Source organism: Providencia stuartii, assembly GCF_029277985.1.
In the GTDB taxonomy this organism is placed as follows: Bacteria; Pseudomonadota; Gammaproteobacteria; order Enterobacterales; family Enterobacteriaceae; genus Providencia; species Providencia zhejiangensis.
Window position 1 is genome coordinate 2,309,934 of record NZ_CP119546.1, and the last position, 13,872, is coordinate 2,323,805.

General features: G+C 39.1%; 11 protein-coding genes and 1 pseudogene. 3 read left to right on the forward strand and 9 right to left on the reverse strand.

What is annotated here, in order from left to right; translation table 11 throughout:
* Positions 1-12: 12 nt before the first annotated feature.
* Complete coding sequence (locus P2E05_RS10060; protein WP_154623434.1) at positions 13-642, reverse strand: 4Fe-4S single cluster domain-containing protein; 630 nt, start codon at positions 640-642, stop codon at positions 13-15.
* A 3-nt stretch (positions 643-645) separates the two neighbouring features.
* Positions 646-2,484: an AAA family ATPase gene (locus P2E05_RS10065; RefSeq protein ID WP_154623433.1), complete on the reverse strand. Its 1,839-nt coding sequence runs from the start codon at positions 2,482-2,484 to the stop codon at positions 646-648.
* Between the two features lie 229 nt (positions 2,485-2,713).
* Between P2E05_RS10065 and P2E05_RS10070 the strand changes: the two genes are divergently transcribed.
* Positions 2,714-3,151, forward strand: coding sequence for a VOC family protein (locus P2E05_RS10070; protein WP_230086003.1), 438 nt, complete (start codon positions 2,714-2,716; stop codon positions 3,149-3,151).
* A gap of 137 nt (positions 3,152-3,288) precedes the next feature.
* Here the strand turns inward: P2E05_RS10070 and P2E05_RS10075 are convergent, their stop codons facing one another.
* From P2E05_RS10075 to alkB, 3 genes are all read right to left on the reverse strand, one after another.
* The gene (locus P2E05_RS10075; protein ID WP_154622940.1) at positions 3,289-3,753 is read right to left on the reverse strand and encodes a YaiI/YqxD family protein; all 465 of its coding nucleotides are present in this window, start codon (positions 3,751-3,753) and stop codon (positions 3,289-3,291) included.
* A 321-nt stretch (positions 3,754-4,074) separates the two neighbouring features.
* On the reverse strand, positions 4,075-5,100 hold the full coding sequence (locus tag P2E05_RS10080; RefSeq protein WP_276122735.1) for a threonine aldolase family protein: 1,026 nt from the start codon (positions 5,098-5,100) through the stop codon (positions 4,075-4,077).
* A gap of 314 nt (positions 5,101-5,414) precedes the next feature.
* Complete coding sequence (alkB, locus tag P2E05_RS10085) at positions 5,415-6,047, reverse strand: DNA oxidative demethylase AlkB (RefSeq protein WP_154622938.1); 633 nt, start codon at positions 6,045-6,047, stop codon at positions 5,415-5,417.
* Between the two features lie 859 nt (positions 6,048-6,906).
* Between alkB and P2E05_RS10090 the strand changes: the two genes are divergently transcribed.
* Entirely contained in the window at positions 6,907-9,090 is a 2,184-nt protein-coding gene (locus tag P2E05_RS10090) for a glycoside hydrolase (RefSeq protein WP_272657744.1), read from the forward strand.
* Between the two features lie 108 nt (positions 9,091-9,198).
* Here the strand turns inward: P2E05_RS10090 and P2E05_RS10095 are convergent, their stop codons facing one another.
* Positions 9,199-10,077 (reverse strand): EamA family transporter, encoded by an 879-nt coding sequence (locus P2E05_RS10095; RefSeq protein ID WP_163861701.1) that lies wholly within the window; start codon positions 10,075-10,077, stop codon positions 9,199-9,201.
* An 84-nt stretch (positions 10,078-10,161) separates the two neighbouring features.
* Here P2E05_RS10095 and P2E05_RS10100 point away from each other — a divergent pair, with 84 nt between their 5' ends.
* On the forward strand, positions 10,162-10,650 hold the full coding sequence (locus P2E05_RS10100; protein WP_154624243.1) for a MarR family winged helix-turn-helix transcriptional regulator: 489 nt from the start codon (positions 10,162-10,164) through the stop codon (positions 10,648-10,650).
* Between the two features lie 171 nt (positions 10,651-10,821).
* On the opposite strand, the pseudogene P2E05_RS10105 reads toward P2E05_RS10100, so the two are convergent.
* The 3 genes and pseudogenes from P2E05_RS10105 to P2E05_RS10115 form a co-directional block, all read right to left on the reverse strand.
* Positions 10,822-11,705, reverse strand: a pseudogene (locus P2E05_RS10105) (4Fe-4S binding protein).
* A gap of 141 nt (positions 11,706-11,846) precedes the next feature.
* Positions 11,847-12,506, reverse strand: coding sequence for a CerR family C-terminal domain-containing protein (locus P2E05_RS10110; protein ID WP_154624245.1), 660 nt, complete (start codon positions 12,504-12,506; stop codon positions 11,847-11,849).
* A 21-nt stretch (positions 12,507-12,527) separates the two neighbouring features.
* Entirely contained in the window at positions 12,528-13,793 is a 1,266-nt protein-coding gene (locus P2E05_RS10115; protein WP_154624246.1) for a M24 family metallopeptidase, read from the reverse strand.
* Between the last annotated feature and the right edge of the window lie 79 nt (positions 13,794-13,872).

The following is a 13,872-nucleotide window of genomic DNA, read 5'->3' on the forward strand; positions in this document are numbered from 1 at the left end:
TTCCAATTTAGGTTATTTCTTTAGTTGTTTTAGGGGCTGCTCTTGTTGCTCAAGTAATGTTCGTAAACGCAACATATCATGGCGCTGTGGGATGCCTGTTAAAAAGATACGCCCTGTCTGATCAAGTGCTAAATCAAGTATTTTATCATTTTCGGTTAACGCTCTGTCGTATTGAGCAAATCGCGCATCGCCAAGGGGGGTGAGCCGGTGTAATTGCTGATTATCACTTCCTCTAAGAGCTTGCGTTTGTGGCGCATTCTCTAGGTAAGGGCCACTCATCAGCGCATCAATCAATCCATCCATTTCTAAAACCTGCTGCTTGATTTGCTCCCATTCATAACCGCTATAAACGAAAATATCTCCCTGGAAGTGCTGTCGTAACGCTTTCAGCAACTGCTGCAACGCTTTTGGTTGTTCGAAAGGTTCACCACCGGAAATGGTGATACCATCCGCAAAAGGAAACCATTGACTAAGTTGTGCAATCAGCTCACTGATCTCAATTGCATTATCACGTTGATGCCAAGTATCGGGCGATAAACATCCTTTACAGTGCAAAGAACAACCTTGTACCCACAAACCAATTCTCTGGCCAGGTCCTAAGGTTGTAACAGGAAAATGTAGGCGTGAAAGACTGATTTTCATGCTTTAACTGACCTGCGGCTGTAATGTGATATGTGTCAGCTCGCCAATTTCAATATCTGTTATTTGATAATTTGCTCCAGCAGTCAATTCACTATCAAATATGGCCCGTGATAATGGATTAATTAAATAAGCCTCTAATTGATTGCGAATTCCCCTTCCACCATTTGACAAATCAGACAAACAACGTTTTTTTAGGCCTTCTTTCGCTTGTGGAGAAATGGAGATATTCAACGCTTGTTTATCTAGTCCGGAAAGAATATTACTGACCATTTGCTCAAATATCTGCTCGGCGACATCAGGACGAATAAAATCGAATACAATGATATTTTCACCAATTCGGTTGAGCAATTCAGGTCGATTAAGCACCAATTTAAAATGACGCTCAATTTCATTTTTGACATTACGCGTGACGGTTTCAAATGGCTCATGCGGCTGTACATTCGCGACTCTTTCACCATTATCATCTAAACGGTAAATACCAAGATTTGAGGTAAAAATAATGAGTGATTCAGAAAAATAAACGCGATCGCCACGTCCCGAAGTTAATACACCGTCATCAATAATTTGGAGGAATTTATCCATCAAACGTGGGTGTGCTTTTTCAATTTCATCGAATAACACAACGCTAAAAGGCTTTTCTCTAATGGCATTCGTTAACTCACCGCCAGAATCATAGCCAACATAGCCTGGAGGTGCTCCTATTAGGCGCTGATCTGCATGTTCAGCACTAAATTCCGACATATCAAAGCGGATGTACGCATTTTCATCACCAAATAGCAGCTGAGTGACAGTTTTTGCAAGCTCAGTTTTACCAACTCCCGTAGGTCCTGCAAGAAAGACAACACCACGTGGGCGACCACCTTTGTGATTAGCAACCCCCGTCATAGCCCGTTTAATGATATCCAATAAGTGAGTGATCGCGTGTTGCTGCCCTTTCACTCGGCGTTGAATAACCTGTGGTGCATTATGTATTTTTTGCTTATCAATTTTTTTCCATGGATCTTCAGTTATCCCAACTTTATACCGTCGTACTGCATCGCTGATACGAGAGACCTCGACCAATTCAATACGGGCTAGTTGAATAATTGCTGTAAGGTCAAGCAACAATAACCCTTCTGTTTCATCAATAAAATCATTGATGACACGCTCTTTTTCTGAATCAACAAGTTGCCCAAAACCTTGCAGTGAAGCCAATAATGTTGGTGCCAATTGGCGTCTTACTAAACTATCCGGTTTGGCAACAGAAATCGCGCGTATCCGTGGATTATTAACGAGAAACCAATCCGGTAAATCAGTTTCCTTTTCCACAATCCAAAACAACGTATTGAAGAAGGGCTGATTTTTCTCTCCAGCAGGCCGAGCTTTCGCTTGATGGGAAACAACCAGTGCACGCGTAAATAGGCTATGTTCAGCGGGGGTTAAATTGGCATGATGCGAAATCAGGCATGACGCAAAATCAATACATAATGCGATCGGCTGTTCCTGATAATTTATCCATTTTTCTAACACTTGATTAAGAAGGTCAATACCTCCGGCCGCACGCCCTCCTGACGCTGTTAACCCTAATTGCTGCATTAACACGTCTCCTTCTTGTGCTTGGCGAGAAGGATGCGTTACCCACTGAAATCCCATAAGGGGGGTATAGGTAATAACATGCGCATAGCCTGCATCAAAAAGACCATTAAAAAGAGCCTGATTAAAAGGTAATGGCGTAACTATATTAGGGGCAATTTCACTGGCTTGCAGGTCACGCACATTACCAAATAGTACGAATTGACTTTTTAAGGGAATAAATCGTAGTAAATCACGCAACCAACGAGGTTTTTGAAAAACAGGCTCCATGTTATTCCTTACATTCTTGTTAGATATTTTTTTAAAGTTTACCGTAAATATCAATGAATAGCGTATTTATATTAATGAGATTTTCAATTATCTGAACATTCTCATACGGCAATAAAAACAGCCTAGGACCCTTTATACTTTATTGATAAATATTAGAACAAAATAGACTCAGAAATAACTCGATATTTTATAAAATTACTTATATTTTTTAACCTATAGAGTGTCCAAAATGGCAGTAAAAATAATGAAATTAACACAGTTATGGCGTAAACAGCCATCAAGTGAACACTTAACGACACCTCGAGTGATGGCCCGTGTTTTTGTCGCACCAGGGGAACTAGAAGACAGCATCACTTTTTATGAACAATTGCAAAAAGTCACCATGGATGGCTTCTTTCCGTTCCCTGAACATCAATTACGTCTCGCGATGGTCGGTGCTTTTCTTATTATTGAAGGCCCCGATGAAAAATTAGTGCCCTTTACGAGCACGCATACCACTTTATTAGTGGATGATGTACAACCTTATTACGATAAGCTTATCCAATCAGGAGCAAAAATTATTTTTCCACTCCAAAACGTTCCCACAGGGAAAGCTTTTAATGCCATTCATCCTGACGGAACCGTGATTGAATATGTTCATCATAGGCCAAATCATAAAGGCCAGTAGAAATAAAAAATAATAAGAGATCTCACTGATAGATGTGTTTTTAGAAGTCGCGGATAAGTATTCACTCATTTAACATATAGACTATGTCATCTTAAATCGATTTTGTTAAGATGACACACATTGGTAGGATAATGAATCTATTGAGTTGCTAGCTGCTTTCTGCGGTGTAGTAACCATTTATCTAACTCATTAGCAAACTGTTGACGGTCACGCTGATTTAAACTAGCAGGCCCTCCTGTTTGTACGCCACTCGCCCGCATTGTGTCCATAAAATCCCTGATAGTTAAACGCTCACGAATGGTTGCTTCACTATAACGCTCACCTCTAGGATTCAGTGCTATAGCGCCTTTTTCCATCACTTCAGCAGCCAAAGGAATATCCGCAGTCACGACTAAATCACCCTGCTGTGCACGGCGTACTATTTCATTATCTGCCACATCAAAACCAGCAGCGACTTGTAACGTACGTAAAAAAGCAGAAGGAGGAACGGTTAGTCGTTGATTAGCAACAAACGTTACCTGAACCTTTTCGCGATCAGCTGCACGGTATAATACTTCTTTGATCACCTTTGGACAGGCATCTGCATCTACCCAAATAAACATAACATTATCCTGTAATCACAATATCAAAGCCTATGTTACCAACTTCTTTAGATAAGAGGCATTGCTATTTCAATCGCATACCTAATTTTCTAAATGTTCGAGAAAAAAGATCCTTTCCCAAAGGAAAATCAGTTCAATACCCCAACGAAAAATGGAATTGTGAATGTTTATTCGAGAGAAACTGATCTATTAATATACAAACAAGGGGCTTTAAAGACGCAATTCACCACCGCATTGAAGTGTCCCCGATAATATCAAACATTATCGGAGCCACTTCCCCCTATACAATGTCATCCAGTCACTTTATTCTGCATCTTTAGCTTAAATAAGTGACTTAAATGTGGTAATGAACTTGTCGACATCTTGCTGTGTTGTTGACCAAGATGTACATAAACGTAAACAACTTTGGCCATGTTCAGGTTCACAAATTTTTCGCAATACATAATGAGTCATCAGCTTCTCAGCTAATTCATTGGGTAGAATCACAAAAATTTGATTAGACTCTGGTGGCGCTAGGAACCCAAACCCTTTTTCTTCAAAAAGTTTCACTAACTGAGCCGCTTTATTATTCACATAAGCACCTAGCTGGAAAAATAAATCATCGGTAAATAATGCATCAAATTGAGCAGCTAACAACCAACCTTTAGCCTGTAAAGCCCCTTTTTGTTTTAACGAATAACGAAAATCTGATTTTAGTGTGGGGTTTAAAATAACCAATACTTCTGCTGCAAATGCGCCTATTTTTGTCCCGCCAATGTAAAACATGTCCGCTAATTGGGCGATATCTTCAATCGTTAAATCACTGTTGCTGGACATCAATCCAGAGGCTAAACGTGCGCCATCCATAAACAGTAATAGTCCATGTTTATCACATTCAGTGCGAAGTGCTTGAAGCTCTTGCTTACGATAAACTGTTCCAATTTCAGTTGAATTACTGATATAAACTAATTTAGGTTGAACCGCATGCTCATCACTGTGTTCTGCCAACACCGCCTGAATATGCTGAGGTTCAAGCTTACCTGACTCTGAGCGAACAGTAATCACCTTATGGCCGGTCGCTTCAATAGCGCCAGTCTCATGAGTTGCAATATGTCCAGACTCTACGGCAATTGCGGCTTGATGTGGACGTAATGCATGCGAAATTGCGGTTAAGTTGGTAATGGTCCCACCATTAAAAAAATGTATATCCGCATCAGGACATCCGATTCTCAACTTAATCTTATCTGCTATTTGTTGAGTATATTGATCAGTACCATAGCCATCAAAACGCTTTCCAACTAAGTTATTCAGCGTATTCATGACTGACGGATGTGCTATTTCATTATAATCATTTTGAAAACTGTACATTATTATTCCCAGTGTTATTTTTGTTAGTATTTTTTGAATCACTATTTATATTCTGATAATGGGCTATCTTCAATAGTCTACGTTGCATACCTGTTTTAAATACTGTTTAACCTTTATTGGGTAGTTTTTTAAATTATGACAACATAAATTTATGCATAAAATGATGGCGTATAATTTACCTAATAATATTAAGGGTATTTTTCTGTTTATTTACCTCCAATGAACAACAGGCTGCTACAGTTGAAGGAATTAACCATCTGTATTGAAATATCACCAACCTATACATAATGGAAAAATAATCTATTAACTCATTTTTACTGGCAGCGGCGAAAAGTGATATTAATACGATATTCGCCTAAAACAGGGTGACTCCCCGCTTTGATACTACGTACACCATGGTAATTTAATCGCGACTTTCCTCCCCAAACGACAACGTCACCATGTTCCAATAATAATGCTTTTTTGGGCGCCTCTCGGGTTTTACCGCCAAAATCAAATATTGCAGGTAGTCCTAAGGAGAAAGAAACAATGGGCTGCGAAAAATCAGTTTCATCTTTATCTTGATGCAAAGATAACTTTGCCCCAATAGAATAACGATTGATTAAGCAAGCATCCGGTAAAAAATTAGGGAAACCGGCCATCTCAGCGGCTTCTTGAGCCAAAGTCATAAAAATAGCGGGCATAGTTGGCCAAGCTTCTTTTGTGACAGGGTCACTCATTTGATAACGGTAACCTTGTCCATCAGTGACCCATCCCCATGGACCACAATTTGTCATAGCAACTGACATACTATGCCCCCCAGGTGTCACCATAAAACGAAAAGGCGATTGTTCTACGACCTGATTTAATGCCAACAATAGCGCCTCACCATTTCCTAATAAAAAGCCTTTTAATAAAAAAGCATCCTCGGCAATGGGTAGTGTGTTTTCTTCATTAGAAAATAGCATATTGGCCCCAGGTTAAATTAGAATGAGTTGTAAATTCTTGAGCGAAATACGACAATATTCGAGGTGACTTTACTGGCTAAAAAATAACATTTGATTACTTTTTAGTCTCTCCAAATATTATCCCTACATATCTAATTGAAATCTAAATCACTCATCGCTTTTTCTTAAATAACTTTATGGCGCGAATCACTAGCTCTACTGCAACTTTAATTCATGTTCCGAATGTCAGTGAAGGATTGGCTTAGTTCCAAAACGCTTTTTCGAATACCATTACAGAATATTTACCTGAGTTTGATTTCACTTTATTACATCTAGATGATTTTTCTATCGAAACAGTGCAAACGGATAGCAAAATCAGCGCAGGCAAAAAGGACTCTCTTATATTGGCATGTCAGCGATTTTGCACAAGCGATAGCACATTTTTCAGCCTTAGGTGCCCCTCTTTATCGTGGTCCTATGGATATTGCTCAAAGTCTGAAGATGTGTCAAGTTGCCGACCCCTTGCTAATTTGATTGGATGATAAGAAAAATAGAAAAAAAATCATAAAGGGATGGTCTGCTTTCTATTTTTCTACCGATGGAACAGCAATGAGTACGACTTTGATGGATCAATTATGCCACGGGCACACATTTGCCGCGATAATCCCGAATATTACGCCTAATATTAATAGAACACATTAACATTTTATGTAACAGTAATTATTCAACGAAAAATAGTTTTGTAGAAAAGTATATTTTGTTTAATACGATTAATTCGAACTTTAACCCATCATTAAATCTGTTTTTGTTTTTTTTATGTGCAGGTTAAGATTTTATTTACCACAGTACCAATATATTATAAACACGGGTTTCTTACTGCATGAAAAAATACCATTGTAAACTCGCCATAACGCTATTATTTATTAGTTCAATTTCTCATGGTTTAACACTCAAAAATAATGATTTTTCTATTACTATAGAACCTGAAACGCTAAAAATCGCCCATGAAAATGAAGTTATTAATAAGGGAATTCAACAGCGTACAACCCAAAAAATCAAAGCAACTGACGATAAAGCCAGTTGGTATTGGCCAGACAGGCAAATGAACGTTTCTGCTAGACTTGAAGGTCAGCAACTTCGTTTACGTTTTACAACTAGTCAAGTTCAAACATTTTTTTGGTATCAATCACCTAAGGACATCTCTGCGTTATATATGCCACTGGGTGAAGGTAGCCATATTCCAACTGACAATATTATATGGCAACAATATTTATTAAAGGAACAAAATGGTATTGATACCAATTATGACCTAAAACTTCCTTTATGGAGCCAACAACAAAATCGAGTATATAGCTGGCTATTAATAAATCCATTTAATAATAAAATTAATTTTTCAACACAATCTAAACAACTACACATGTCTTCTGGTCATATTTTCGACCAATTTAATCTTGAGCAACCTTTTGACGTTATTCTTTCGGTTGGTAATTCTCCTATTGATGGAGCGCTTGCGTATCGGCAATATTTAGAATCCATCGGTGAAATAAAAACACTACGAGAAAAATTTACCTATATACATGATGGTTATAAATTAATTGGTGCTACCCATATTTATGTTTGGGGTAAAGGATTACTTGATCAACAGGATATTAAAGATTGGCAAGGGCTAAGCCAATATTTGCAATCTTCCAGCGGCAAACGTATTTGGCAAGCTCTTGAAAAGGATGCACAAATCGCCTTCAAAAAAATCACACTTGCTCCCCCAGAAGAATGGCAGCGGCCTTATTTAACCAATGCTTTAAACAATGCTTTTCAACGCATTATTCCTAATTCTAAAGCCCCTTACGATGCGGAATTTTTACAACATCAGCAAATGCAAGCTCAAAAAATTAAACGTTTCGCTGCTCTGCAATTAGGTCCATGGTTAACCGCTAGTCAAAATTGGGGACAAGGGTTATCCATTCCTCTAATTAACCAGCTAAATATTAGAGGATTAGATAGAATTTGGTTAGGTGTTGATAATTGGGCTGTCACCTTTTATCAGCCTCAAGCCGTCGATCAGACATTAGAACTAGGTTATTTAATCGGCAGTTATGACTCCTATGACACAGGGATCCCTGCTGGAGTGAATGACCAATGGCTTACCGCTCAGATTCCCTCCGAGTTACGTAAAAAATGTGCCATTGTGCAAAAAAATGGTCAAAAACTACCGGGGTTTGGAGGTCAAGGCTATTACCTTAATCCAGGCTGTATGCTGAATTACTCAAAAAATAGAATCAAAAATATCCTTGAATTATCACACACTAATAGCCTCTTCCTAGATGTTGATGGTACTGCGATGGTGACGAATGACTATCATCCAGAGAATAGAACGAGCGCGCAACAAATGGCTCAGGCACGTAATACACGTCTAGAATGGATTGAAAAAAACCTTAGGATCCCTCTCGGGTCTGAAGATGGTAATGCCTTAACAGCCAAACATTTAATGTTTGCTCATGGAATGGAAACTTGGGGATTTGGTTGGGGAGATCAGAGCATCCATAAAGATAAAAATTCGCCTTACTATTTAGGTGCATGGTGGCCTGAAAGTGAGCCCGCAACATTCTTCAAAAAAGCAAAATTAAAACAACCTTATTTAACGGTTGAATTTGATCCTCGCTGGCGGCTCCCGCTATATCAAGCTGTATTTCATGATACTATCATTAGCACTCATCACTGGACTTTCGATAATCTGAAATTCCCAGAGGTACAAACAACTCGGGAACTACTCAGCCAATTATATAATACAGCACCTCTATATAATTTAAGTCGTAATACAATCCAAAAACGGCTCCCTGACATACTCAGGTCAAATGAAGTTTATCGTCCATTGCACGAGGTTTTATGGGACAAAAAGATGGTGGGCTTCCAATGGCTCGATAATGAAGGATGGGTACAAAAGACAACTTTTAGTGATGGAACCGTCATTATGGCCAATTTTTCTAAACAAGCCTTTAACGATTTACCCCCTCAATCCTTGAAAGCCATTTTGGCAAGCGGAAGAGTTATTCAACAAAGCTACTGACATTCGCGCCACCAGCAGTAAACAAACTAAAGGGCAAAGCGTCCGGATACGACTTGCCCTTTTCTTATATTATAAATTTATAGTTATTTTTATTAATTAGTCGCTTAATTATACGGCTTGTTGTAATTTCCGTTGCGCTAATCGTTTTTCTGACTGTTGACTCCCCCAAACACTAACTAATATCACCACCATACCAACAAATTGTAATAAACTTAGGTGCTGTTCTAATACTATCCAGCCTAATACAACTGCACTCACTGGGCTCAAAAAACCTAAAGAAGCGACCGAACTCGGCCCCAATAATGCAAGTCCTCTAAACCATAATGCATAAGTTAATGCACCACCAATCAAAGTTAGATAGCTGATCCCAAGCATATTCATGACGGTGAGTGAAGGTAATGCAGGCTCTAACCATAAAGCAAACGGTAATAATACCACTCCACCTGCTGTTAATTGCCAAGCAGTAAAAGTTAATGGTGTCACCGGTGGCTGCCAACGTCGACTAAGTACGGTACCCGCTGCCATCGAAAAAGCGCCAGCAAATCCTGCAATGATACCTGTAAAGTCCAGCGCTGCACTTGGAGTTAATAGCAATATTGCAACCCCTGAAATACCTGTCAATGAAGCGACTATTGATAGTACTGAGAGTTGACTTTTCAACAACCAATAGCTTAAAAACAATACAATTAACGGTTGTACAGCCCCCACCGTTGCAGCAACACCACCAGGTAAACGGTACGCTGAAACAAACAACAACCACCAAAATAACGAAAAGTTTAAGATCCCCAATACAATAACCCGTAGCCACCATACGCCTTGTGGCAGCTTACGCAGCCAAATCAATAATAATAAACCCGCAGGTAACGCTCTTAATACCGCTAAAGTTAGCGGAAATCCAGCGGGTAGCATTTCCGTAGTAATTAAATAAGTACTTCCCCAAACAATAGGTGCTAATGCAGTTAGCAATAAAATGGAATAACGATTCATTATCAAACTCGGTTAATTTATCTTGATATCAAGATAGTTTTAACTTACCTTGACGTCAAGATAAATTATTGACATAATTCACCTATGGATCGCATAGATAAAATCACTCAACAATGGGCCAATCAACGTCCCGATTTAGATATTAGTTCGATGGGCTTGATAGGTCGTTTAAGCAATATCGTTTTCCATCTCACTCGTGAAATGGAAAAAGTATTTGCGCAATTTGGCCTTAATCGTTCAAGCTTTGATGTGCTAGCAACCTTACGTCGAGCAGGAAGTCCTTATACCCTATCCCCTGGTGATATGCTTGCTACTCTCATGGTTACGTCAGGGACAATGACAAATCGAATCGATCAGCTAGAAAAAATTGGGTTAGTCGCACGCCACCCTAATCCTGAAGATGGGCGTGGTTTTTTGGTTTCATTAACTGACAGTGGATTAGCTCTCATCGATCAAGCAATTGAAAAACATGTTGCCAATCAAGCAAGGCTAGTGGAAGGTTTAAGCCCCGAAGAACAGGCGTCGTTAAATCAAATTTTACGCGTATTTCTTGCCTCTTTAGAAAGTCAATAAATCACCTTCTAGCTTCAAATTATTTGAGCGATATAACACTATCGCCCAATGTATCAACTTGTCACTAGTTAATGCGTTATACAGTGCATTAAAGCCGAGCCATTCGCGAAGAAATAGAAAGCTAAGATTTTAACGCAAAAATGTATAAGGCAATCTAAGCATACCCCGACTTTATAACCAACCCTGCTTTTTATGCTGTGCACAAATCGGACATAAACGCTCATTTGGTTGCCAAGCTAAAAAAGAGAGTCGACATTTTTCGCATTGACCATCGTAATAATGGTATATTCTTGCTTGATTATCTTTTGCCACAAAGGGTTTGACGTCAATGGATTGAGGAAAGCATACCACTTGGCAACTCATACAACCTGTGCATTTTTTCTCATCAAAAATAAATTGATTATTTTCTAATTTAATAGCCTGTTCATCACAAACTTTTGCGCAAGCACCACATAAAATACAACTCTCTGCATTTAACTCAATCTGGAACCAACTATCTTGCGGATAAAATTGCTTACGCGCATTAAGACCGGTTCTGACTTGACCTTTACTTAATGGGTTTTCGTCTAATTTTTGTCGAAAAAATAATGAACGTCGCCCACTATCAACTTCAGGTGCTTCAGTCACCACTAGCTGCCAGACAGGCTCTTGAAGATGTTTAAGTTTTACATTCAGTGCAGCAAGTACTGGTAACCACTTATCCACTAATGGTTCAGCAATTTCTATGCCATTAATCTGATATTGCTTATGCCACACTAATAACTCTTCAATACTAGCTAATGGCTCATCATGGCTAATGACTAAACGGTTATTATGATAGGAGCGTTCATGGGGATCGATATTATCGATTGCATCAACGGGGCATGAAAACAAACAATTACCACATTGATAACAAAGTTGATTATCAATAGCAGCACTCATAGAACCTAAAGTAATCGCCTCAACAGGCCAACCTGTGCACAACTATCACAAACACTATTTTTGAGGCGTTTTCTTACGCATTTACCATTAATCATAGGCTCAGGAGGAAGCTCCATCCTAATAAAACGCCTCATACAACTAAACTCCATGACTTAGCAATAAGCGCCATTATACCCATTAATCAGAATTTATGGGAATGATAGTAAACCAATGATTGATCATGAACAGGTAATAACAACAGTCACCATGATAGAGAGTATGATGATAACTGTTTTTTATACTCGTAATGCCCTACTCGCTAATAGACTTATTTGCTGTAAAATTTCATCAAGTAATGATTGGTCAATGTTATCTTGATTCAACCTTTTCAATAACGGTCTTTTCGCCACGACGAAACCTAAGACCTGACCAATAATTGCATGTGCACGAATAATTGCAGTCTGTTCATCCAGTTGGTTGATAAACTGAATCAATCCTGATAACCGAATATGAAATGGTTCAATAAAATCACGATAAATAATTTGGTAATTCTCTGTCGGTTCAAGCTGCTCCCTTAAGATCAATACCGAATAATAATTATGCGCTGGCTGTAACAACGCATTCCCAAGACCATTGATTAACATATGCAGTAAAGCATTGGCTTCTTCTGTTTGTCTGGATGACTGCTGTGTCAGTTTCGTGAAAGCCCGATCAAATTCATGAGGATGGCTCGCAGCCGCAAGATCGGACGCAATTTTTTGAATGACAGCGGAATAGACCCCTAACTTTCCTCCCATATGATAAGGAATGGCTGATTGGTTGACCCCTGCATTGTCAGCTAACTGACGAGTTCTTACCCCAGCAATTCCATGAAGAGCAAATAATTTGATGCCTTCATTTATCAATTTTTCTTTGGTTAGCTCAGAAGAAAGCGTATTTTTATTCGTTTCTGTCATATCCCGCTGTGACCTTATGGGTTAAATATCGGCTCGCATCAAATACGTGGAATTAGTATTTAATTCAATGCCTTTTTCTTTGCCAACGACGACGGTTCCGCCTAAATTACATAAATGATAACCAAAGGCGCAATTAGGTTCAAACGCAAACGTCATACCTGCTTTTAGTACTAATTCTCTGCCTGGATTAGGTAACCTTTCTAATTGGCGATACTTTTGTGCAATAGGCAGTGATTCAATGCCAGGCGCTGTGCCGAAACCAATTGGCCCATAAGGATTAATACTATGAATCAATGGATGCACGTGCCAACCCTTTGATTTTAATAAAGGTTGTTCCATTTTATCGACAACCTCACCAAAAGTAACCCCTTCTTTCAAATATTCAATACCAATTTCATAGCACTCACGTGCCACTTCGGCGGCTCTTTCGACGTTAGGATGAACTTTACCGACAGCAACAGCGGCTTGATGTTGAGTTTCATACATGCCATACAAAGCAAATATTTCTGTTAAAACAATATCACCCTCTTGGATTTCACGAGGTTTTTGTGAACGATATTGCCACGCGGGTTGTCCCCAACCAATATATTCAGGGCCCGAACCCATTAAGATTTCAGCCGTAAATCCTCCCATAGATAAACAAGTCGATGTCACAGCAGCTGCAATGTCGGCTTCAGTATTCCCCGGAATTGCAGTTGCACGCATGGCTTCACTCATCGCTTCACCAATCATCGCAGCATGCCGAATATGCGCTAACTCCTCTTCACTTTTAACAGAAGCTAACTGGAAAAATTGTTTATACACGGGAACAAAATGGATATTGGGTAACCTTTTTTTAATTTCTGTTAAGGTATTAAATGGCATTGCCCCATCAAAATAGAAAGGAGGGTATGGCTCTAAGCCTATTACACCTATTTTGGCGTTGGATGAGATATCTAAATCAATTAATATTTGTGCAATATTACGCCCTGTTTTACCTACAACAATTTGTTCAGGTGAAATCCACTGTAGATCACCACGCATGGCTGCTTGCATATGGTCAGCAACCATCATGGGAGCAAAAGTAACCACGACTGGCGGCTTATCAAGGTGGAACAAAACAACCGATCCTAATCGGTCATTGGTAAAATAATGGTCGATACAAAATGGTGCTGGTGCCGCAGACTCCCTATCACCATATACCATCAAGACTTCAAGACCATTAGCTTGCATAATTTGACGTGCAAGGTTCCACCTTCTATCTCGTTCATTAATAGAAAATGTATTTGGGATCATCGTATTTTTCATAAAAACCTCATTTCATTCATTTGAATGAATTAAATGTAGATCATATCCTAACCGTTTGTCAAAAAAATTTGTGTTATGT

What these genes read in the sequence shown, in the direction of transcription:
- P2E05_RS10060 (WP_154623434.1), bottom strand. Translation starts at nt 642, where the DNA reads ATGAAAATCAGTCTTTCACGCCTACATTTTCCTGTTACAACCTTAGGA.
- P2E05_RS10065 (WP_154623433.1), bottom strand. Translation starts at nt 2,484, where the DNA reads ATGGAGCCTGTTTTTCAAAAACCTCGTTGGTTGCGTGATTTACTACGA.
- P2E05_RS10070 (WP_230086003.1), top strand. Translation starts at nt 2,714, where the DNA reads ATGGCAGTAAAAATAATGAAATTAACACAGTTATGGCGTAAACAGCCA.
- P2E05_RS10075 (WP_154622940.1), bottom strand. Translation starts at nt 3,753, where the DNA reads ATGTTTATTTGGGTAGATGCAGATGCCTGTCCAAAGGTGATCAAAGAA.
- P2E05_RS10080 (WP_276122735.1), bottom strand. Translation starts at nt 5,100, where the DNA reads ATGTACAGTTTTCAAAATGATTATAATGAAATAGCACATCCGTCAGTC.
- alkB (WP_154622938.1), bottom strand. Translation starts at nt 6,047, where the DNA reads ATGCTATTTTCTAATGAAGAAAACACACTACCCATTGCCGAGGATGCT.
- P2E05_RS10090 (WP_272657744.1), top strand. Translation starts at nt 6,907, where the DNA reads ATGAAAAAATACCATTGTAAACTCGCCATAACGCTATTATTTATTAGT.
- P2E05_RS10095 (WP_163861701.1), bottom strand. Translation starts at nt 10,077, where the DNA reads ATGAATCGTTATTCCATTTTATTGCTAACTGCATTAGCACCTATTGTT.
- P2E05_RS10100 (WP_154624243.1), top strand. Translation starts at nt 10,162, where the DNA reads ATGGATCGCATAGATAAAATCACTCAACAATGGGCCAATCAACGTCCC.
- P2E05_RS10110 (WP_154624245.1), bottom strand. Translation starts at nt 12,506, where the DNA reads ATGACAGAAACGAATAAAAATACGCTTTCTTCTGAGCTAACCAAAGAA.
- P2E05_RS10115 (WP_154624246.1), bottom strand. Translation starts at nt 13,793, where the DNA reads ATGAAAAATACGATGATCCCAAATACATTTTCTATTAATGAACGAGAT.